General features: G+C 73.5%; 19 protein-coding genes. 9 read left to right on the plus strand and 10 right to left on the minus strand.

From position 1 onward, the window contains the following. Positions 1-8: 8 nt before the first annotated feature. Complete coding sequence (ilvA, locus tag BLU82_RS23640; protein WP_092623465.1) at positions 9-1,223, minus strand: threonine ammonia-lyase; 1,215 nt, start codon at positions 1,221-1,223, stop codon at positions 9-11. 91 nt (positions 1,224-1,314) lie between these two features. On the opposite strand from ilvA, the gene BLU82_RS23645 reads away from it, so the two are divergent. Further along, positions 1,315-2,301 carry a TIGR03557 family F420-dependent LLM class oxidoreductase gene (locus tag BLU82_RS23645; RefSeq protein WP_092623466.1) on the plus strand — a complete coding sequence of 329 codons (987 nt, stop codon included), beginning with the start codon at positions 1,315-1,317 and terminating at the stop codon, positions 2,299-2,301. A 61-nt stretch (positions 2,302-2,362) separates the two neighbouring features. Here BLU82_RS23645 and BLU82_RS23650 read toward each other — a convergent pair whose 3' ends face one another. From BLU82_RS23650 to BLU82_RS23660, 3 genes are all read right to left on the minus strand, one after another. Next, positions 2,363-3,373, minus strand: a complete 1,011-nt coding sequence (locus tag BLU82_RS23650) for a DUF4328 domain-containing protein (protein ID WP_092623467.1) — start codon at positions 3,371-3,373, stop codon at positions 2,363-2,365. A 63-nt stretch (positions 3,374-3,436) separates the two neighbouring features. Continuing rightward, a complete protein-coding gene (locus tag BLU82_RS23655) occupies positions 3,437-4,573 on the minus strand; it encodes a cystathionine gamma-synthase (protein WP_092623468.1) in 1,137 nt (378 codons plus the stop codon). Positions 4,574-4,584: 11 nt separating this feature from the next. Beyond that, positions 4,585-5,193: a YitT family protein gene (locus tag BLU82_RS23660; protein WP_370246333.1), complete on the minus strand. Its 609-nt coding sequence runs from the start codon at positions 5,191-5,193 to the stop codon at positions 4,585-4,587. Between the two features lie 65 nt (positions 5,194-5,258). Between BLU82_RS23660 and BLU82_RS23665 the strand changes: the two genes are divergently transcribed. Together BLU82_RS23665 and msrA are read left to right on the plus strand one after the other, a co-directional pair. Beyond that, entirely contained in the window at positions 5,259-6,713 is a 1,455-nt protein-coding gene (locus BLU82_RS23665) for a PLP-dependent aminotransferase family protein (RefSeq protein ID WP_197682416.1), read from the plus strand. A gap of 58 nt (positions 6,714-6,771) precedes the next feature. Beyond that, on the plus strand, positions 6,772-7,440 hold the full coding sequence (gene msrA / locus BLU82_RS23670) for a peptide-methionine (S)-S-oxide reductase MsrA (RefSeq protein ID WP_092623470.1): 669 nt from the start codon (positions 6,772-6,774) through the stop codon (positions 7,438-7,440). A gap of 80 nt (positions 7,441-7,520) precedes the next feature. Here the strand turns inward: msrA and BLU82_RS23675 are convergent, their stop codons facing one another. From BLU82_RS23675 to BLU82_RS34810, 4 genes are all read right to left on the minus strand, one after another. Next, positions 7,521-8,336, minus strand: a complete 816-nt coding sequence (locus tag BLU82_RS23675) for a DUF3152 domain-containing protein (protein WP_092623471.1) — start codon at positions 8,334-8,336, stop codon at positions 7,521-7,523. A gap of 64 nt (positions 8,337-8,400) precedes the next feature. Further along, the gene (locus BLU82_RS23680; protein ID WP_092623472.1) at positions 8,401-9,144 is read right to left on the minus strand and encodes a hypothetical protein; all 744 of its coding nucleotides are present in this window, start codon (positions 9,142-9,144) and stop codon (positions 8,401-8,403) included. Further along, positions 9,141-9,659 carry a SigE family RNA polymerase sigma factor gene (locus BLU82_RS23685; RefSeq protein WP_092623473.1) on the minus strand — a complete coding sequence of 173 codons (519 nt, stop codon included), beginning with the start codon at positions 9,657-9,659 and terminating at the stop codon, positions 9,141-9,143. Before BLU82_RS23685 ends, BLU82_RS23680 begins: the two co-directional genes overlap by 4 nt. A 126-nt stretch (positions 9,660-9,785) precedes the next feature. Further along, complete coding sequence (locus BLU82_RS34810; RefSeq protein ID WP_197682417.1) at positions 9,786-11,135, minus strand: trypsin-like serine protease; 1,350 nt, start codon at positions 11,133-11,135, stop codon at positions 9,786-9,788. A gap of 279 nt (positions 11,136-11,414) precedes the next feature. On the opposite strand from BLU82_RS34810, the gene BLU82_RS23695 reads away from it, so the two are divergent. Both BLU82_RS23695 and BLU82_RS23700 read left to right on the plus strand, forming a co-directional pair. Beyond that, entirely contained in the window at positions 11,415-11,876 is a 462-nt protein-coding gene (locus BLU82_RS23695) for an NfeD family protein (RefSeq protein ID WP_197682418.1), read from the plus strand. Beyond that, positions 11,873-12,616, plus strand: coding sequence for a glucose 1-dehydrogenase (locus BLU82_RS23700; protein ID WP_092623474.1), 744 nt, complete (start codon positions 11,873-11,875; stop codon positions 12,614-12,616). The genes BLU82_RS23695 and BLU82_RS23700 overlap by 4 nt, the downstream gene beginning before the upstream one ends. Before the next feature lies 1 nt (position 12,617). On the opposite strand, the gene BLU82_RS23705 is transcribed toward BLU82_RS23700, so the two are convergent. After that, entirely contained in the window at positions 12,618-13,985 is a 1,368-nt protein-coding gene (locus BLU82_RS23705) for a cystathionine beta-synthase (protein ID WP_092623475.1), read from the minus strand. 75 nt (positions 13,986-14,060) lie between these two features. Here BLU82_RS23705 and BLU82_RS23710 point away from each other — a divergent pair, with 75 nt between their 5' ends. The 3 genes from BLU82_RS23710 to BLU82_RS23720 all read left to right on the plus strand — a co-directional run bounded on the left by BLU82_RS23710 (position 14,061) and on the right by BLU82_RS23720 (position 16,663). Further along, the gene (locus tag BLU82_RS23710; protein WP_092626207.1) at positions 14,061-15,053 is read left to right on the plus strand and encodes an SGNH/GDSL hydrolase family protein; all 993 of its coding nucleotides are present in this window, start codon (positions 14,061-14,063) and stop codon (positions 15,051-15,053) included. 57 nt (positions 15,054-15,110) lie between these two features. Further along, on the plus strand, positions 15,111-16,334 hold the full coding sequence (locus BLU82_RS23715) for an acetyl-CoA C-acetyltransferase (RefSeq protein WP_092623476.1): 1,224 nt from the start codon (positions 15,111-15,113) through the stop codon (positions 16,332-16,334). 98 nt (positions 16,335-16,432) lie between these two features. Further along, on the plus strand, positions 16,433-16,663 hold the full coding sequence (locus BLU82_RS23720) for a DUF4287 domain-containing protein (protein WP_069115362.1): 231 nt from the start codon (positions 16,433-16,435) through the stop codon (positions 16,661-16,663). Between the two features lie 77 nt (positions 16,664-16,740). Here the strand turns inward: BLU82_RS23720 and BLU82_RS23725 are convergent, their stop codons facing one another. Further along, the gene (locus BLU82_RS23725; RefSeq protein WP_092623477.1) at positions 16,741-17,541 is read right to left on the minus strand and encodes a Bax inhibitor-1/YccA family protein; all 801 of its coding nucleotides are present in this window, start codon (positions 17,539-17,541) and stop codon (positions 16,741-16,743) included. Positions 17,542-17,759: 218 nt separating this feature from the next. On the opposite strand from BLU82_RS23725, the gene BLU82_RS35255 reads away from it, so the two are divergent. Beyond that, positions 17,760-19,454, plus strand: coding sequence for a DUF3352 domain-containing protein (locus BLU82_RS35255; protein WP_197682419.1), 1,695 nt, complete (start codon positions 17,760-17,762; stop codon positions 19,452-19,454).

Here is a 19,454-nt window from a genome sequence, read left to right on the forward strand (position 1 = left end):
TTGGTAAGTCAGTCACCCGAAATGGAAACTCGGTAGCCCGACTCGCGCAGTTTGCCCAGCACCCGCTCGCAGTGCTCGGGCCCACGGGTCTCCAGCTGCAGCGCGATCTCGACCTCGTCGATGGACAGCGTCGACGCGGTGCGCTCGTGCACGACGTCGAGCACGTTGGCGTCGACGGCGGCGAGGTCGGCCAGCAGCCGGGCCAGCCCGCCGGGAGCGTCGGGCACCCGGACCCGCAGCGCGAGGTACCGCCCGGCGGCGGCCATGCCGTGCCGGATGACGCGCAACAGCAGCAGCGGGTCGATGTTGCCGCCGGACAGGACCGCGACGACCGGCGGCTCGTAGGCGGCGGGGTCGTCGAGCAGCGCGGCGACGGCGGCCGCGCCGGCCGGCTCGACCACCAGCTTGGCCCGCTCGAGCAGCAGCACCAGCGCCCGCGACAGCGACTCCTCGGTGACGGTGACGACGGAGTCGACGTACTCCTGGATCATCGCGAACGGGACCTCGCCGGGGCAGCCGACCGCGATGCCGTCGGCCATCGTCGTCATGCGCTCCAGCGCGACCGGCTTCCCCTCCGCCAACGACGTCGGGTACGCCGCGGCGCCCTCGGCCTGCACGCCGACCACCCGCACGCCCGGCTTGAGGTGGTGCACGGCCAGCGAGATGCCCGCCGTCAGACCGCCGCCGCCGGTGCCGACGACGATGGTGCGGACGTCGGGGCACTGCTCCAGGATCTCCATGCCGACGGTGGCCTGACCGGCGACGATGTCGGCGTGGTCGAACGGGTGGATGAGCACGGCGCCGGTCTCGGCGGCGAACGCGCGCGCCGCGAGCAGGGCGTCGTCGATGCTGGTGCCGGCGAAGCGGACGTCGGCGCCGTAGGCCCGGGTGGCCTTCTCCTTGACGATGGCGGCGCCCTCGGGCATGAACACCGTGGCCTTCGTGTGCAGCATACTGGCCGCGAGCGCGACGCCCTGGGCGTGGTTGCCGGCACTGGCCGCCACCACGCCGCGGGCGCGCTCCTGCTCGGACAGCCGGGCGATGCGCACGTAGGCGCCGCGGATCTTGAACGACCCGGCGCGCTGCAGGTTCTCGCACTTCAGATGGACGCGGCCGCCGACCCGTCCGGCCAGCCAGCGGGAGTCCTCGAGCGGAGTGGGCCGCACGACGTCGCGCAGGAGTTCGCGCGCGGCTTCCACGTCCGCCATGGAGACAGTACTCATGACGACGATCCTGTCACCCGGCTGCCTATGATCGCTTCTCGACCTGCACGCGCCTCTAGCCGTGCTCGGATACAAGATATAGAGTGAGACCGTGAAACTAGCCTGGTTGTGCAGTCATGAGTCCTACCAGCCCGAGGTCCTGCTGGAGCACGCCGTCCTCGCCGAACAGGTGGGATTCGACGTCGTCACCGGGGCCGACCACTTCCACCCCTGGGTCGACGACGTCTCGGCCGCGAGCTACGTCTGGTCCTGGTTCGGCGCCGTCGCGCAGGCCACGTCCAGGGTCGAGCTGGCCACCAGCGTCACCGCCCCGCTGTTCCGCTACCACCCGGCGCTGATCGCGCAGGCCGCCGCCACCGTCGACCGGCTCTCCAACGGCCGGTTCATCCTGGGCGTCGGCACCGGCGAGGCCATCAACGAGGCGCCGCTGGGGTACGCGTTTCCCGGCTACAAGGAGCGCATCGCCCGCATGCGCGAGGCGCTGACGATCATGCACGGCCTGCTGGCCGGCGAGAAGCTCGACATCGACGGCGAGTTCTACCAGGCCCGGACGGCGAAGCTGTACAGCCCGCCCATCGGGCGTGCGCCGGTCTGGATGGCGGCCGGCGGCCCGAAGTCCGCGACGTTCGCCGGTGAGACCTGCGAGGGCCTCATCACCAGCGTCAAGGACCCCGCCGAGACCGTCGCCAACATCATCACGCCGTACCGCGAGGCCGCCGCGGCCCGTGGCGCCGGCACGACGGTCATGGCGACCCGCTGGGTCGTTCTCGCCGGCAGCGACGACGAAGCGTGGGAGGCGCTGGTCTCGATGCGCGGCCTGCGCGCGCCCGGCCGGCTGGAGGTCGCCGACCCCATGGTGCTGCGCGAGCGCGCCGACGCCATGGACCGCCAGGAGATTCTCAGCAAGTACACGATCGTCCGCGACCTCGAGCAGCTCACCGAGGCGTACCGTCCCCTCGTCCACGACGTCGGGGCCGACTACGTGGCCATCCAGGTGGCCAGCGCCGACCCGGCCGACACCATTCGGCGCATCGGCGCCGAGGTGCTGCCGGCGCTGCGCGAGGCCGCCGCGTCCTGACCCGCGGTTCACCAGCGGCCGGCGACCCCCACGGGTCGCCGGCCGTTCGCGTTCGTGCGGATCAGGGAGCCGGCGGCGGAACCGGTGGCGGCGGTGCGGCCGGGCCGTCCGGGTTCGGCGGGTCGCTCGGCGCGAACGGCGACGGCGGCGGGTTCTGGCCGGGCTGCGGCTGGCCGTACGGCGGCGCCGGCTGGCCGTACGGCGTGCCGCCGGGCGGCGGCCCGTAGGCGGGCTGACCGTAGGGCTGCTGGCCGGAGGGCTGCTGACCATACGGCTGCTGACCGTACGACGCCCCGGGCGGGGCGGCCGGCCACGCGGCATACGGCGGCTGTCCGCCGGCCGACCCCATGCGGGCCGCGAGCGCGGCCTCCTGGCGCGTCGTCAGCGTCCGCACCATGAGGATGGCCAGCGCGGCCGCCGCGATGTAGCCGACGTTCGCCGCCAGAGACAGTTGGTCGGCGGTGCGCAACCCGTCGATGTAGTCGCTGCTCCGCTCGTCGGGGATGCTGTTCTGCGCGCCACGATCCAGGGTGGCCGCCAGACCCCAGCAGATCGCCCACGCCACCACGACGCCCGGGCCGCGCCGCTCATAGGGCGGCCGATCGGCCCCGTCGGGGTCGGAGACCCGGCCGTTGCGGTAGAGGTTCAGCGCGGGGATCACCAGGTTCGCCAGCGGGATGAACCAGCCACCGATCGCCCAGCCCGGTTTGCTCACGCCCACGTGTTCGTGACCGAGGGCGCGGGTGTTCTTCGCGTGGCGGTACTGCCACACGATGAACACCACCGCGGTCGCGAGGAACACCAGGACCCAGAGGATCACGGCCAGGGCCACGAACGCGTCGACGTCCTCGGCCCGCTGCCGGTCGATGCTGCCGCTGTCGATGACGTCACCGACGTAGCCGATGCGACCGGCGTACGCGGCGATGGACAGCACGCTGGCCGCCGCGATGACCGCCAGCAGCACGGTCAGCGCGGTGCGGAGGCCACCCAGTCCGGACGGCTCGCCGGCCGGCGGCTGGGGCGCCCAGGCGGCGTTGCCCCAGCGCTGGTCCGAGGCGTCGTTGAAGCTCATGCGGTCCCCCGATTCAGGCGGCGTCGGCACACCCTAGCGGTCGCCGCGTCGTAGGGGAAAGTGTCAGCCCAGTGCCTGGCCGAGGTCGGCGAGGAGGTCCTCGACGGTCTCGATGCCGACGGAGAGCCGGACGAGGTCGCCGGGCACCTCGAGCGCGCTGCCGGCGGCGCTGGCGTGCGTCATGCGGCCGGGGTGCTCGATCAGCGACTCGATGCCGCCCAGCGACTCGCCCAGCGTGAACAGCCGGGTGCTGTCGCAGACGTCGACGGCGGCCTGCTCGCCGTCGGCCATGCGGAACGACACCATGCCGCCGAACCGGCTCATCTGCTTGACGGCGACGTCGTGGCCGGGGTGCCCGGGCAGCCCCGGGTACAGCACCTGCGAGACCCGCGGGTGCCGTTCGAGCAGCTGGACGACGCGCTCGGCGTTGTCGCAGTGGCGGTCCATGCGGACGGCGAGCGTCTTCAGCCCGCGCAGCACCAGCCACGCGTCGAACGGGCCGGCGACGGCGCCCATGGCGTTCTGGTGGTACGCCAGCTCGTCGCCGAGCGCGGCGTCGGAGACCACGAGCACGCCGCCGACGACGTCGGAGTGGCCGCCGCAGTACTTGGTGGTCGAGTGCACGACGACGTCGGCGCCGAGCGCCAGCGGCTGCTGCAGGTACGGCGTCGCGAACGTGTTGTCGACGACCAGCAGCACGCCGGCGTCGCGGGCGACGGCGGCGAGTGCGGTGATGTCGGCGACGCTGAGCAGCGGGTTGGTCGGGGTCTCGACCCAGATCAGCTTCGTCTCGGGACGGACCGCCGCCCGGACCGCCGCGACGTCGGTGACCGGCGCCGCCGTCCAGCTGACGCCCCACCGCTCGGCGACCTTGCTGACCAGCCGGAACGTGCCGCCGTAGGCGTCGTCGGGGATGACGACGTGGTCGCCGGGCTTCAGCACGGTGCGCAGCAGGGTGTCCTCGGCGGCCATGCCGCTGGCGAACGCGAGACCCCGGACCCCGCCCTCGAGCGCGGCGATGCACTCTTCGAGCGCGGTGCGCGTGGGGTTGGCGGTGCGGCTGTACTCGTACCCCTCGCGCAGCCCGCCGACGCCGTCCTGGGCGTAGGTGCTGGTGGCGTAGATGGGGGTGATGACCGCACCGGTGCGGGGGTCGGGATCCTGCCCCGCGTGGATGGCTCGCGTCTCGAATCCGTGCACGACATGCGACTCTACGTCGCCGCGGGGGCGGCGGCGACGCGAACCGGCTCACGGACCTGGAACCTCGGCAGCAGCAGGTGCACCAGCGGGCCGATCGCGAGCGCATAGACCACGGTCCCGGCCCCGACGGTGCCGCCGAGCAGCCAGCCAGTGGCGAGCACCGTCACCTCGATCGAGGTCCGGACCACTCGCACGGATCGGCCGGTGCGCTGGACCAGCCCGGTCATCAGGCCGTCGCGCGGGCCGGGCCCGAGCCGGGCGCCGATGTAGGCCGCGGTGGCGACGGCGTTCAGCACCACGCCCGAGACCAGGAACGCGATCTGCACGGCCAGCGGATCGGGCGACGGCAGCAGCCAGATGGACGCGTCGGCGGCCAGCCCGACCAGCAGGGCGTTGGCGATGGTGCCGACGCCGGGCCGCTGCCGCAGCGGGATCCACAGCAGCAGCACGACGACGCCGACCAGGATGACGATGGTGCCGATGCTGAGGCCGGTGCGTTCGGCGATGCCCTGGTGCAGCACGTCCCACGGGTCGAGGCCGAGGCCGGCCTCGACGAGCAGGGCCATGCTGAAGCCGTAGAGCAGCAGGCCGGCGAAGAGCTGGATCAGGCGACGCGTCATCACGGGACCCATACTCACCGACAAGTGGCCTGTTCTTCCATAGCCAATCGTGCCAGAGTGGACTTGTGCGCACTGTCACAGGACCGCAACTGGCGACGATGATCGGCGACCGGCCCGAGGCCGGGGGTCCGGCCTACGCCCGCGTCGCGGCGGCGATCCGGCGGCTCGTCCTCGACGGCCGGTTGCCGCTGGAGACGCGGCTGCCCGGCGAGCGCGGACTGGCCGCGGCGCTGGGCGTCAGCCGGACGACGGTCACCGCCGCCTACGACGAGCTGCGCGACGGCGGCTACGCCGTCAGCCGGCAGGGTTCGGGCACGCGGACCGCGCTGCCGCCGTCCCGGGGCGGGACACGTGGGGACACCCGTGGCGCCCCGGCGTGGACGCCGTGGGCCGCCGACGGCTCGGACCTGCTCGACCTCGCGCACGCCGCGCCGGAGGCGCCGGCCGAGGTGCGCCGCGCCTACGACGCCGCGCTGGAGCAGCTGCCGCGGCACCTGCCCGGCTCCGGGTACCACCTGTTCGGGCTGCCGGAGCTGCGCGCGGCCGTCGCCTACCGTCTGACGGCGCGCGGCCTGCCCACGCTGCCCGCCCAGGTGCTCGTGACGGCCGGCGCACAGCACGCGTTCACGCTGGTGCTGCAGCTGGCCACCGGCGTCGGCGACCGCGTGCTGGTGGAGCAGCCGACGTACCCGAACGCGCTGGACGCCATCGGGCGGCACGGCGCCACCGCGGTGCCCGTCCCGCTGGCCGGCGACGGCTGGGACCTCGGTGCCGTCGCGGCCGCGGTCCGGCAGACCGCGCCCCGGCTCGCCTACCTCATGCCCGACTTCCACAACCCGACCGGGCTGCTGGCCACCGACGCCGAGCGGCGCGAGCTGGGCGCCGTCCTCACCCGCAGCCGTACGCTCACCGTCGTCGACGAGACGCTGGTCGAGCTGGCGCTGGACGGGCCGGTGCCGCCTCCGTTGGCCACGTACCTGCCCGACGACCTCACCGTCACCGTCGGCAGCGCGAGCAAGACGCTGTGGGGCGGGCTGCGGGTGGGGTGGGCGCGCGCGAGCACCGTGCTGATCCGCCGGCTGGCCGCCGTCCGCGCCAGCGTCGACATGGGCTCGGCGGTGGTCGAGCAGCTGGCCGTCGCGGAACTGCTCGGCGGTCTCGACGCGGCCCTGCCGGCGCGCCGGGCGGAGCTGCGCACCCGCCGCGACGCGCTGCTGGACGCGCTGGCGCGGCGGCTGCCGGCGTGGCGGACGCGGGTGCCGGCGGGTGGGCTCGTGCTGTGGTGCGACCTCGGCGCGCCGGTGTCCACCCGGCTCGTCGGCGCGGCGGAGCGGCACGGCATCAGGCTCGCGGCCGGCCCCCGCTTCGGCGTCGACGGCGCGTTCGAGCGGTGGCTGCGGCTGCCCTACACCCACCCCGCGGACGTCATCGAGCCCGCCGTCGAGGCGCTGGAGCAGGCGTTCCGGGCGGTGACGGCCGACGGCGGGGCCACCACGGACCCCGTCGACGCCGTCGCCTGAGCCGCGCCGGGAACGTCGCGGCCGTCCCCGTTGTTCTCCTGAACGGAGGTGTCTGCGAATGTCGCTGTTCGATCGCTTGGTGAAGACGAGGAAGGTCGGCCCCGAGGAGGCCCTGCCCGGCCGCGACGCCCGTCCGTTCGGGCTGGCCGGCACGCACACCGTCCTCGGCACCCCGATCGAGGCCGAGCCGCCGGCCGGGTACCAGGAGGCCGTCTTCGGCATGGGCTGTTTCTGGGGGGCCGAGCGCATCTTCTGGCGCCTGCCCGGCGTGTGGACCACCGCCGTCGGTTACGCCGGCGGGTACACCCCGAACCCCACCTACGAAGAGACGTGCACCGGCCGCACCGGCCACGCCGAGGTCGTCCGCGTCGTCTTCGACCCCGCCGTCATCAGCTTCACCACGCTGCTCAAGGCGTTCTGGGAGGAGCACGACCCCACCCAGGGCATGCGGCAGGGCAACGACATCGGGTCGCAGTACCGCTCGGCCGTCTACACGACGTCGCCGTCGCAGCTCGATACCGCCCTCGCCTCGCGCGACGCGTACGCGGCCAAGCTGCGCGCCGCCGGCCACGGCGACATCACCACGGAGGTCGAGCCGCTCGGCACCTTCTACTACGCCGAGGACTACCACCAGCAGTACCTGAGCGACGCGAAGAACCCGAACGGCTACTGCGGCCTCGCCGGCACCGGCGTCTCCTGCCCCATCGGCACCGGCACGTCGCTCTGAGGCCGGCTCGCGATCACGTCAGCCGCCCCTGGTGAACGGGAGGGTCTCGCCGCGAGCGGCCGGTTCCGCTCGGTCCAGCGTCAGGGGAACGGCCAGCTGTTCGCCACGCAGCCGTCCAGGCCGTAGGTCTGCTGCAGCATGACCGGCGCGACCTCACCCGGCCCCGGGCAGTCGACGTGGCCGTGGCCGAGGGCGTGGCCGACCTCGTGGTTGACGACGTACTGGCGGTAGCCGTCGACGTCGCCGTTGTAGTGCGGGACGGCGACGGCCCAGCGCAGGCCGTTCAGCACGACGTTGTCGCCGTTGCGGCAGGACACCTCGCCGCGGGTGCGCAGCGGCGCGCACAGCTGGTCGGTGGTACCGGGGCTCGCGACCAGGATGCGCAGGTCGCCGTCCGCCGGCACGCGCTGGAACGAGTGGTGGCCGTCGGCGATCCAGCTGCGTGGGTCGGCCAGCGTGGCGTCGACGACCGCGGCCACCTCGATCGGGTCGAACGGCAGCCCGGTCTCGACCTCGACGGTGTACGTGAGCAGGGTGCTGCCGGCGCCGGCCCGGCCGCTCTCGCCCGGCGTGACGACGAAGGTGCCGGGCCCGGTGGCGGGGACCTCCGGGGTGGACGGCGTCGGCGTCGCGGTGGGTGGTAGTGGCGGCCGCTCGGCCGCCATGACGACGACCATCTTGGGCGCGTGCCGCTCGGGTGGCGGCGTGGCCGCGTTGCCCGCCATCGGCTCGCCGTCGGGCATCAGCATCCAGCCGGCGAAGCCCAGCGCGGCCAGCCCGAGAGCGAACCCGGCGACGCGGCGACCCCGGCGGCCGCGGCGACGCGGCGGCGGTGAGTCGGGTGCCCGGCGACGCCCCCGGCCGCGATGACCGGCGCGACGCACTCGGGAGGCCATGCGGATCATGTTCTCACACGGTTCTCGGACCGATCTCAGAGCCGCCGGGCCGATCCCGGCCGGATCACGGCGGGCAGTTGACGCCGGCGGTCTCCTCGACGTCGAACGACGCGCCGGTCACGGCCCGGCCTGCCTCGTCGTACCCACGCACGACGTACGGCAACGGCCCCTCGCACGGGCCGCGCAACCGTGTGTGGTCCAGCGGGTCGAACCAGAGCCCGTCCCACAGCACAGCCTCCTGCTCCGGCCGGTCGCCGTACTGGACGGTCACCCGCGTCACCGGGTCGGCAAACCTGCCGGCGCCCAGGCCTTCGTCGGTCATCAACGACGCCCCCTCGGTCTCGACGTCGGCGAGCTGCAGTTGCGGGACCCCGTCGCCGCCGGCCGGGAGGGCGCACTCGACCAGGCGCTCGCCGCCGGACTCGGACACCACCCACACGGGCGACGCAGGCTCGGTGAGCCGGATCCCGCGCACCGCGTCCCAGTCGTCGACGAAGGCGGGGTCCCCCGGGCCGGGATAGCAGGCGTCAACCGCGGCAGCCACCTCGTCCGCGGTCAGCTCGCGCCACGCCGGCGCCGGCACGACGCCGCCTTGGGCGACGGCGAGGCCGGGCCCGTCGTCGTCGCCGCGGCCGACAACGCCGGCCGGCACCGCGACGGCGGCTACGGCTCCGGCGGCCACCGCGCTCCGAACGGTGGTACGGCGACGGCGGGCCCGGCGCAGCGCGGTGGCGGCCAGCCCGGGCACCGGCAGGGCGTCGTCGGCGACGTCCTCGAGGGCGGATCGCAGGGTCGTCTCGATGCTCATCGGTGCAACTCCTCCACGTCGTCGGTGCGTTCGTCGAGCTCCGGCACGAGGGTGCGCAACCGAGCCAGCGCCCGGTGCGCCTGACTGCGCACCGTCCCGACCGAGCACCCCAGGATCGCCGCGATCTCGGCCTCGGGCAGGTCCTCGAAGTACCGCAGCACCAGCACCGCCCGCTGCCGTGGCCCGAGCAGCCGCAGCGCGGAGCGCAGGTCCAGGCGCCGGACGGCGTCGACGGAGCGGTCGGCGGCCGGCCGGTCCGGCACCTCCGGTCCGAGCACCTCGGACCGGGAGGAGCGACGACGCCACCAGCGGGCATGGTCGTGGTAGATGATGCGCCGGACGTACGCCTCCGGCTCGTCGGCCTTCCGCCAGTGCGCCGCCAACTTGGCCAGCGCGCCCTGGACCAGGTCCTCGGCCCGGTGCCGGTCACCGGTCAGGACGACGGCGGTCCGCAGCAGCGCCATCGACCGGGCCGCCACGAACTCGGTGAACTCGCGTTCCGCCGTTGCGTCCACATCCGCTCCTCGCCGTTGCCTCTCCCTTCATGACGACGTGGCCACCGCTTCACTATGCATGCCGGCAGATGACGACGGCGGCGCCGCCCGCGAGTGGGCGGCGCCGCCGTCGATCGGTGCTGCGACTCAGCTGTGCGCCACCAGCCGCCGCCGGGCGGCGAAGGCCGCGGCCGCGCCGCCGGCCAGCAGCAGCGCCAGCGCGAGGCCGGTCCCGGAGCCGGCGCCGGTGTCCGGCAGCTCCTCGCCGTCGCCCGGGTCGTCGGTCGGGGTGACGGTCGGCTCCTGGGTGGGGTCCTCGGTCGGGGTCGGCGTCGGCTCCTCGGTGGGCGTCGGGGTCGGCGTCGGCGCCGCACCCTCCACCGTCACCGTCACGACCGCCGGCGCGGAGTCGATCTTGCCGTCGTTGGCGACGACGTAGAACGTGTCCTCGCCCTCGAAGCCCGGCGCCGGGGTGTAGGTGAGCGTGCTCGGGTCGTCCTCGTAGCTCAGCTCGCCGAACTCCGGCGCGAAGACCTTGTACTCGAGCTCGTCGCCCTCGGGGTCGCTGCCGGCCAGCTCGATCGTCACCGGGGTGTCGATGGTCGTCTCGGCCGCGGTGGTCTCGACGACCGGCTCGGTGCGGGTCTCCGCGGTGTCGGCGATGGCGGACGCGACGGCGCTCACCTGCGTGTAGACGCCCGGGTAGTTCGGCCGGGCGCAGCCGTTGCCCCAGCTGACGATGCCGACCTGGACGTGCTCGCCGTTCTCGTCCTCGCGGAACAGCGGGCCGCCGGAGTCGCCCTGGCAGCTGTCGATGCCGCCCTCGGCGAACCCGGCGCACAGCTCGATGCCGGGGGCGAAGCCCCAGCCCTCGTCGTCGGGGTAGGAGGCCAGGCACTCGTCGTCGGAGACGAACGGCACCTCGGCCTCGAGCAGGAACTGCTGCTGCTCGCCGCCCTCGGCGTCGGCGCCCCAGCCGGCCACGGTGAACATGCCCTCGTCGTACTCGTCGGTGGTGGCGAGGCCCAGCGTCGGGACGTCCTCGACCGGCTCCTCCAGCTGGATCAGCGCCCAGTCGGGTGACCCGCCGCCGATGCCCTCGGCGTTGGCCGACCACACGTACTCGCCGCCGACCTCGATGATGTCCTCACTGGCGAGGTCGACCGAGCCGATCAGCGCGGTGATGTCGGTGTTCGGGCCGGTGCCGGGCGCGACGCAGTGCGCCGCCGTCAGCACCAGGTCCGGCGCGTACAGGGCGCCGCCGCAGAGCCCGCCGCCGATGTCGAGGCGGACCATCCACGGGTAGTCGCCCTCGGCGGCCGGGTCGCCGCCGACGATGCGCGGCAGGACGTCCAGCGTCTCGAAGGCCTGGTCGAGCAGGGTGACCGCGGGCTCCGGCGTCTCCTCGGACGACGCGACCCCGGCCGTGCCGAGCAGGCCGGCGCCGGCCAGGGCGGTGGCCAGCAGGGCGCCCGCGACGCGGGCACGATGACGCAAGTGGTAACGCAAGGATTCACTCCGATTCGGCACGTGGATTCGCATTCGATGATCACTGTTCACCCGGAACGGCGCGGAAATTCGCCGGTCCCCGGAACGCGGGGAACGGTACCGGAAGCCGCGCCCGCCGCGGACCCGGCAACACCCGTTCCGACCAGGAATTTCACGGCGCCAGACCGGCTCGCGGGGCATTGCCCCGATTCGTCCGCGACTGGTCTCGCGACACCCTGGCATCGCGCCAATGGACACAAATCCGGCGATGGTCAATAAACTTCGGCCATGCAGTCGATGTGGGACTGGTTCGGCGAACACGCCTGGGTGCTGGCATGGGTCGGCACCGCGCTCGTCCTCGGGACGATCGAACTCACGACGCTCGACTTCTTCTTCCTCATGCTGGCCATCGGCGCGGCCAGCGGCGCCGTCGCGGCCGGCCTGGGCGCGGAGTTCCTCGTCCAGCTGCTGGTCGCGGTCGCGGTCGCCGTGGCCCTGCTCGGCGTCGTCCGGCCGATCGCGAAGAAACGGCTGCTCAAGCCGACCCCGTCGTCGTTCGGCGCGGCCGCGCTGGTCGGCCAGAGCGGCGTCGTCATCGAGCGGGTCGACGCCCACAACGGGCTGATCAGGCTGGCCGGCGAGGTGTGGTCGGCGCGCAGCTACGACGGCCGGTCCGCGTTCGAGGCGGGCGCCACCGTCGGCGTCGTCGAGATCCGCGGCGCCACCGCTCTCGTGCTGGACGAGTCGTGACGCCGCTGCGCGGCAAGGCGACTCTGGTCACCGGCGGATCCCGCGGCATCGGACGGGCCATCGTCGAGCGGCTGGCCCGCGACGGCGCACAGGTCGTGTTCAGCTACCGCAGCAACGACGACGCGGCCGCCTCCGTCGTCGCGGCGGTGCGGGCCGGCGGCGGCGCCGCGCACGCCGTCCGGGCCGACCAAGGCGACCTCGACGCCGTGCGCGCCCTGCTCGACACCGCGACCGACCGTCTCGGCGGCCTGGACATCCTGGTCAACAACGCCGCCGCCAGCGAGCCGGCGCCCATCGACGACGTCACCGATGCCGACTTCGACCGCGTCATGACGATCAACGCGAAGGCGCCGTTCTTCGCCATCCAGCACGCCGGCCGCACCATGCGCGACGACGGCCGCATCGTCAGCATCTCGACGCTGAACACGGTGATCCCGGGGCCCGGCGGGGCGCTCTACACCGCCAGCAAGGCCGCGCTGGAGCGGTTCACGGCCATCGCGGCGCGCGAGCTCGGCCCGCGGCGCATCACCGTCAACGCCATCTCGCCCGGCGCCATCGACACCGACCTGCTGCGCTCCACCAACCCGCCGGAGGCGCTCGCCGTCGCCGAGACGTACAGCGCGCTCGGCCGGCTCGGGCAGCCGGCCGACATCGCCGACGTCGTGGCGTTCCTCGCCGGGCCCGACTCCCGCTTCATCACCGGGCAGAACCTGCGGGTGACCGGCGGCTACCTGATCTGAGTCAGATCGTGGCGGCGTAGCCGAGGAGGTCGGTGCGGGTCAGCACGCCCACCGGCTTGCCGTCGTCGACGACGAGCAGCGCGTCGGCGGTGCGCAGGGCGTCGACGGCGGCGGCGACGGCCTCGCCGGCGCCGACCATGGGCAGCGGCTTCGACATGTGCTGCTCGACGCGGTCGGTGAGGTGCGCGGCTCCGGTGAACAGCGCGTCGAGCAGGTCGCGCTCGACGACGGAGCCGGCCACCTCGGCGGCCATGACCGGAGGCTCGGCCCGCACGACCGGCATCTGCGACACGTTGTACTCGCGCAGGATGTGGACGGCGTCGGCGACGGTCTCGGCCGGGTGGGTGTGCACCAGGGCCGGCATCTCGCCGGACTTGCCGCGCAGGACGTCGCCGACGGTGGCGCCCTCGACCGGCGGCAGGAAGCCGTACGACGTCATCCAGGTGTCGTCGAAGACCTTGGAGAGGTAGCCGCGGCCGCCGTCGGGCAGCAGCACCACGACGACGTCGTCGGGGCCGGCCCGCTCGGCCACTCGCAGCGCGGCCACGACGGCCAGCCCGCAGGAGCCGCCGACCAGCAGGCCCTCCTCGCGGGCCAGCCGGCGGGTCATGTCGAAGGAGTCCTTGTCGGACACCGCGACGATCTCGTCGCACACCTCGGTGTCGTACGTGGTGGGCCAGAAGTCCTCGCCGACGCCCTCGACGAGGTACGGCCGGCCGGTGCCGCCGGAGTAGACCGAACCCTCGGGGTCGGCGCCGACGACCGTCACCCTGCCGCCGGACACCTCCTTGAGGTAGCGCCCGACGCCGGTGATGGTGCCGCCGGTGCCGATGCCCGCGACGAAGTGGGTGATGCGGCCGTCGGTCTGCTTCCACAGCTCGGGGCCGGTGGTCTCGTAGTGCGAGCGCGGGTTCGCCGGGTTGGAGTACTGGTCGGGCTTCCAGGCGCCGGGCGTCTCGCGGACCAGGCGGTCGGACACCGAGTAGTAGGAGTCGGGGTCCTCCGGCGCGACCGCCGTGGGGCAGACCACGACCTCGGCGCCGTACGCCTTGAGCACGTTCCGCTTGTCCTCGCTCACCTTGTCGGGGCAGACGAAGATGCAGCGGTAGCCCTTGCGCTGCGCCGCCAGCGCCAGCCCGACGCCGGTGTTGCCGCTGGTCGGCTCGACGATGGTGCCGCCGGGCCCGATGAGGCCGGCCTTCTCGGCGTCCTCGATCATGCGGGTGGCGATGCGGTCCTTCACCGAGCCGCCCGGGTTCAGGTACTCGACCTTCGCCAGCACGGTGGCCGGCAGCCCTTCGGCGACGGTGCCCAGCCGGACCAGCGGGGTGTTGCCGATGAGGTCGAGGACGCTCTCGTAGTACTCCACGCTGCTGAGATTAGCCGAGGGCGTGGCTCGCCTCGGCCGAGCCGCCCGGTTCGCTAGAGTCGAACGGTGGTCGGCATGGTCAGCGCTCGGACGGCACGCCGTCTCGCCGCTGCCGCCGCGTACGGGGGTGGCGGGCTCAGCCTGCTCGGCGCCGCCGGCTACGGGCTCCTGCGAGCGCAGGCGAAGCTCGCCCGGCGCACCATCACCGGCCGCCCGCTCGGCGGCCCGCCCGACCCCGACGGCCGCTACGGCAGCGGCGACGACCCGCCGCTCTCGTTCGTCGTGGCCGGCGACTCCGCGGCGGCCGGGTACGGCGTCGCCACCGCCGAGGAGACGCCCGGCGCGCTGCTCGCCGCCGGGCTGGCCGAGGTCGCGCACCGTCCGGTCACCCTCACCACCGTCGCCCAGGTCGGCGCGCAGACGGCCGACCTCGCCGACCAACTCGACCGCGCGAAGACCGCCGACCCCGACGTCGCGCTGATCATCGTCGGCGGCAACGACATCACCCACCAGGTGAAGCTGGCCGACTCCGTCCAGCTGCTCGACGACGCCGTGCGGCGGCTGCGCGAGGCCGGCTGCCAGGTCGTCGTCGGCACCTGCCCCGACCTCGGCACCATCCGGCCCATCCGCGCGCCGCTGCGCTGGCTGGCCCGGCACGCGAGCCGGCAGCTGGCCGCCGCCCAGACGATGGCCGTCGTCGCGGCCGGCGGGCGCACGGTCTCGCTCGGTTCCATCCTCGGCCCCGAGTTCGAGGCGGCGCCCGGCGAGCTGTTCAGCGAGGACCAGTTCCACCCGTCGTCGGCCGGCTACGCGCACGCGGCCGCCGCCGTCCTGCCGTCGCTGATCGGCGCGCTCGGCCTGTGGGCGCCCGGCGACGAGGCACCCGAGCTCGGCCGCGGCGACAGCGTGCTGCCGGTGTCGCTCGCGACGGTCGCGGCCGCCGACCACGCCGGGACGGAGGTCGCCGCGGCGACGCTCGGCGGCCGGGCCCGCGGGCCGCGCGGCCCCTGGGCGCAGCTGCGCAACCGCCGGCGCCGGCCGCTCCCCGAGGCGCCCGAGCGGGTCTGACCCGACGGCGGTATCCTGGGGTTACCAGCGAGTAACCCCCGGTCGAAGGAGCCCGCCATGCCCGAGGCAGTCATCGTCGCCACCGCGCGGTCGCCCATCGGACGGGCCTACAAGGGGTCGCTGGTCGACGTGCGGCCCGACGACCTGGCCGTCGAGACCATCCGTGCGGCGCTCGGCCAGATCCCCGCACTCGACCCCACCACCATCGACGACCTCTACGTCGGGTGCGCCGAGCCGCGCGACGAGCAGGGCGGCAACGTCGCCCGCCGCATCGCCGTGCAGCTCGGCCTCGACGAGCTGCCGGCGGCGACGATCAACCGGTTCTGCGCGTCGTCGGTGCAGACGGCCCGCATGGCGTTCCACGCGATCAAGGCCGGCGAGGGCGACGTGTTCGTGTCGGCCGGGGTCGAGTGCGTGTCGCGCTACGCCGGCTTCGGCGGCGCCGGTGTCGATCCCGTCGAGACGCAGAACCCGGCGTTCGCCGAGGCGCAGGCGCGCACGGCCCGCTACGCCGAGACCAACGAGACGTGGCGCGACCCCCGCACCGACGGCCGGCTGCCCGACATCTACATCCAGATGGGCCAGACCGCCGAGAACGTCGCCACCTACGCCGGCGTCACCCGCGCCGACCAGGACGAGTTCGCCGTCCTCTCCCAGTCGCGGGCCGAGCAGGCGGTGAAGGACGGCTTCTTCGCCCGCGAGATCGTCCCCATCACCCGGCCCGACGGCCAGGTCGTCGACACCGACGACAGCCCGCGCCCAGGCACCACGCTGGAGAAGCTGGCCGCGCTGCAGCCGGTGTTCCGGCCCGACGGCACGGTGACGGCGGGCAACTGCACGCCGCTCAACGACGGCGCCGCGGCCGTCGTCATCATGTCCGACACCCGCGCCCGCGAGCTGGGCCTCACACCGCTCGCCCGCATCGTCGCGACGGCCACGTCGGCGCTGTCGCCGGAGATCATGGGCCTCGGCCCGGTCGAGTCGACCCGCCGGGCACTCGACCGCGCCGGCATGACCATCGGCGACGTCGACCTCGTCGAGATCAACGAGGCGTTCGCCGCCCAGGTGGTCCCGAGCGCGCGCCAGCTCGGCATCGGCTACGACAAGCTCAACGTGCACGGCGGCGCCATCGCGCTCGGCCACCCGTTCGGCTCCACCGGCGCGCGCATCATGACCACGCTGGTGAACGGCCTGCGCACCCGCGACTCGTCGATCGGCCTCGAGACGATGTGCGTCGGCGGCGGCCAGGGGATGGCGATCATCCTCGAGCGCCTGGGCTGACGCCCCGCGGCCCAGATGGTCTTGGAGGAAGGGGTTGTGCCCTCCGGAGTCCTGCGGCACAGTCGATGTACGGAGACCTCGACACCCCGGAGGCAGCCATGAGCCTGAATCACTCCGACGAGACCCATCGCAATCTTCTCGCCCGCGTTCCCGGCGTCACCGGGCGAGAACTTCCGGAGTGGTTCGCGGCCTTGGAGGCCGGACCGTCCTTCCTGCGGTTCGACGACCGCGTGAGGTGGCTCCGCGACGAACACGGACTCGCGCACGGCCACGCTACGGCCATCGTGCACGAGGCCGACCTGCGCCGCGCCGCCCGCAACTTCGGCTGAGACGCTGACGACGACGGCCCGCCCCGTGAACTGCACGGGACGGGCCGTTCGTACGTCAGGCGGTGCTGCCGCCGGGGTCACTCACCCCGGAGGATGGCCAGCAGCCGCAGGATCTCGATGTACAGCCACACCAGCGTGACGGTGAGGCCGAACGCCGCCGTCCAGGCGAACTTGGCCGGCAGGCCGGCCTTGACGCCCTTGTCGATGAAGTCGAAGTCGAGGATCAGGCAGAACGACGCCAGGCCGACCGCGAACAGGCCGATCAGCACGCCGAACCAGCCGTCGCGGAAACCGAACGCGGTGTCGGACGAGCCGAACCACATGAACATCAGGTTGACCAGGCTGAAGATGCCGTAGCCGATGAGCGCGATCATGACGCCGCGCTGGAACTTCGGCGTCACCCGGACCTTGCCGCTGCGGTAGACCAGCAGGGTGGCCGCGAACACACCGAGGGTGCCGAGCACGGCCTGCGCGACGATGCCGTCGAGCGGGCGGCCGGAGACGGCGTAGTTCTCGAAGATCTGGCTGATGCCACCGACGAACACGCCCTCGAACGCGGCGTAGGCCAGGATCAGCGGCGGCGACGGGTTGCGCTTGAACGCGTTGACCAGACCGAGCACCAGGCCGACGATGAGGCCGATCATGGCCAGACCCGGGTTCATCCAGCCGACGACGGCGCCGGCGAGCAGCACCGCGAAGGTGATGCCGGTCTTCATGATGACGTCGTCGTACGTCATCCGCCCGGTCTGAACCGGGGTCGCCGACGGCGCGGCGTACATGTTCTGCAGTTCTTCAGCACTCGGCGCGGCGGCGTCGTAGGTCGCGTGCCGTCCGTTGAAGCCCTCAGCCCGGCCGAAGATCGGGTTGTTTCCCTGCATCGTTCTCCTCCAACGCCCCACGGCGGGGCGAGTCAGGTGCGTTCGACAAGTCTACTGATCACCCGCCGTGCGGACGACCCCCGGGCGCATTGCGGCAAGGCTCCAATCGCGACATCTCGCCCACACGTTGCCACAACCCATGTTTCCCGGCTTTCCGCTAGCCTTGCGCGCGTCCGGGCGGTGTCCGGGCGTCCACGGGGAGCAGCGGAGGTCAGATCGTGAGTCCAGATACGCCCACGGGTCCCGACGAGCAGCGGCCCGGGCCGGTGCCGCCGCCTCCGCCGCCGTCCGGCCAGGTCCCGGCCGGTGAGCCGGTCGCGTCCGTTCCCGGCCCCGGCACCCGGCCGCTCCCCTACCCCGACGCCGGCGACGCCGAGCCGGCGATCGTGCCGCGCAAGCGCCGCGGCCTGCTGGCCGGCGGCATCGCGGCGGCCGTCCTGGTCGCGGGGTCCGGCGGGGTGTTCGCCTGGCAGGCGCTCGACGGCGGCGGCGCGCAGCCGCACGACGTACTGCCGGCCGCCGCCGTCGGCTACGTCCGGCTCGACCTCGACCCGTCCGCCGGGCAGAAGATCGAGGCGTTCCGGTTCCTGCAGAACTTCCCGCTGTTCACCGAGGCCACCGGCATCACCGACGAGGACGTCGACCTGCGCGAGCGGTTCGTCGACGAGCTGGCCGCGGCCACCGGCTGCGACATCGACTTCGCCAGGGACGTCGAGCCGTGGGTCGGTGAGCGCATCGGCGCCGCCATGACGCCGCCCTCGGGCGACGGCGGCGAGCCGGGCTACGTCATCGCGCTGCAGGCCGGTGACGAGGACGCCGCCACCGAGGCGATCGACCGCATCCTCGGCTGCGGCGGTGGCGACGAGGCGGAGGGCCTCGGCCGCGCCTACGTCGACGGCTACCTGCTGGTCACCGACACCCAGGAGCACGCCGACGCCTACGCGGGCGCCGCGGCCGACTCGTCGCTGGCCGACAACGCCGAGTTCACCGAGGCCATGGACCTCCTCGGCGAGCAGGGCATCGCGTCGGCGTGGCTGTCCGGCGGCGCGATGTTCGACCTGTTCGACGGGTCGGCGAGCTCGTTCGGCATCGGCGCGGGCGCCTCCACCGAGGACGGCATGCCGTCGGTGGACGACCTGCGCGACGTCGTCGACCAGACCTACCGCAGCGTCGCGCTGTCCGTCCGCTTCGACGACCGGTACGCCGAGCTTGCCGGCGTCGTCACCGGCAGCGCGTACCAGGCCCTCTCCGGCGGCGGCGTCGACGCGTCCGTGCCCGACGACACCGCCCTGTTCATCGGCCAGCACGACGCCGGCCAGTACCTGCGCGACACCTGGGACACCTCGCTCGAGTCGATCCCGGACGGCGCGGAGATGCTGGCCGAGCTGGAGGCCCAGACCGGCTTCACCCTGCCCGACGACCTCGCCACCGTCCTCGGCGACGACCTCGTCGTGGCCGCCGACGCGAGCGGTCTCGACCTCGACGACCCGGACGGCCTGTTCGGCATCGAGATCGGCGCCCGCGTCGTCACCGACCCCGACGCGTTCGCCGACCTGTGGGACCGCGTCCAGGGCCTGGCGTCCGACGCCGGCGCCCCGCTGGACGGGCTGCCGCTGCAGACCACCGACGACGGCTACGTGCTGGCCACGTCCGACGAGTACGCCGACGTCCTGCTCGACGGCGGCGGCCTCGGCGACGCCGACGCGTACCGCACCGCGGTCGCCGACGCCGACGACGCCGACTCCGTCCTCTACCTCAACGCCGACACCGTCACCGAGCAGCTCCTCTCCGCCGCCGGCGACGACCTCGGCGACGCCGAGCGGGAGTCGATCGAGGCGCTCCAGGCCCTCGGCGTTGCCCTGCACCTCGAGGACGGCCACGTGACCATGAGCCTGCGCGTCACCACCGGCTGA

The organism is Jiangella sp. DSM 45060, assembly GCF_900105175.1.
Taxonomy (GTDB): Bacteria; Actinomycetota; Actinomycetes; order Jiangellales; family Jiangellaceae; genus Jiangella.

Coding starts and splice junctions, on each gene's coding strand:
- ilvA (WP_092623465.1), bottom strand. CDS start 1,223: ATGAGTACTGTCTCCATGGCGGACGTGGAAGCCGCGCGCGAACTCCTG.
- BLU82_RS23650 (WP_092623467.1), bottom strand. CDS start 3,373: ATGAGCTTCAACGACGCCTCGGACCAGCGCTGGGGCAACGCCGCCTGG.
- BLU82_RS23660 (WP_370246333.1), bottom strand. CDS start 5,193: ATGACGCGTCGCCTGATCCAGCTCTTCGCCGGCCTGCTGCTCTACGGC.
- msrA (WP_092623470.1), top strand. CDS start 6,772: ATGTCGCTGTTCGATCGCTTGGTGAAGACGAGGAAGGTCGGCCCCGAG.
- BLU82_RS23675 (WP_092623471.1), bottom strand. CDS start 8,336: ATGGCCTCCCGAGTGCGTCGCGCCGGTCATCGCGGCCGGGGGCGTCGC.
- BLU82_RS23680 (WP_092623472.1), bottom strand. CDS start 9,144: ATGAGCATCGAGACGACCCTGCGATCCGCCCTCGAGGACGTCGCCGAC.
- BLU82_RS23695 (WP_197682418.1), top strand. CDS start 11,415: ATGCAGTCGATGTGGGACTGGTTCGGCGAACACGCCTGGGTGCTGGCA.
- BLU82_RS23710 (WP_092626207.1), top strand. CDS start 14,061: ATGGTCAGCGCTCGGACGGCACGCCGTCTCGCCGCTGCCGCCGCGTAC.
- BLU82_RS23715 (WP_092623476.1), top strand. CDS start 15,111: ATGCCCGAGGCAGTCATCGTCGCCACCGCGCGGTCGCCCATCGGACGG.
- BLU82_RS23720 (WP_069115362.1), top strand. CDS start 16,433: ATGAGCCTGAATCACTCCGACGAGACCCATCGCAATCTTCTCGCCCGC.
- BLU82_RS23725 (WP_092623477.1), bottom strand. CDS start 17,541: ATGCAGGGAAACAACCCGATCTTCGGCCGGGCTGAGGGCTTCAACGGA.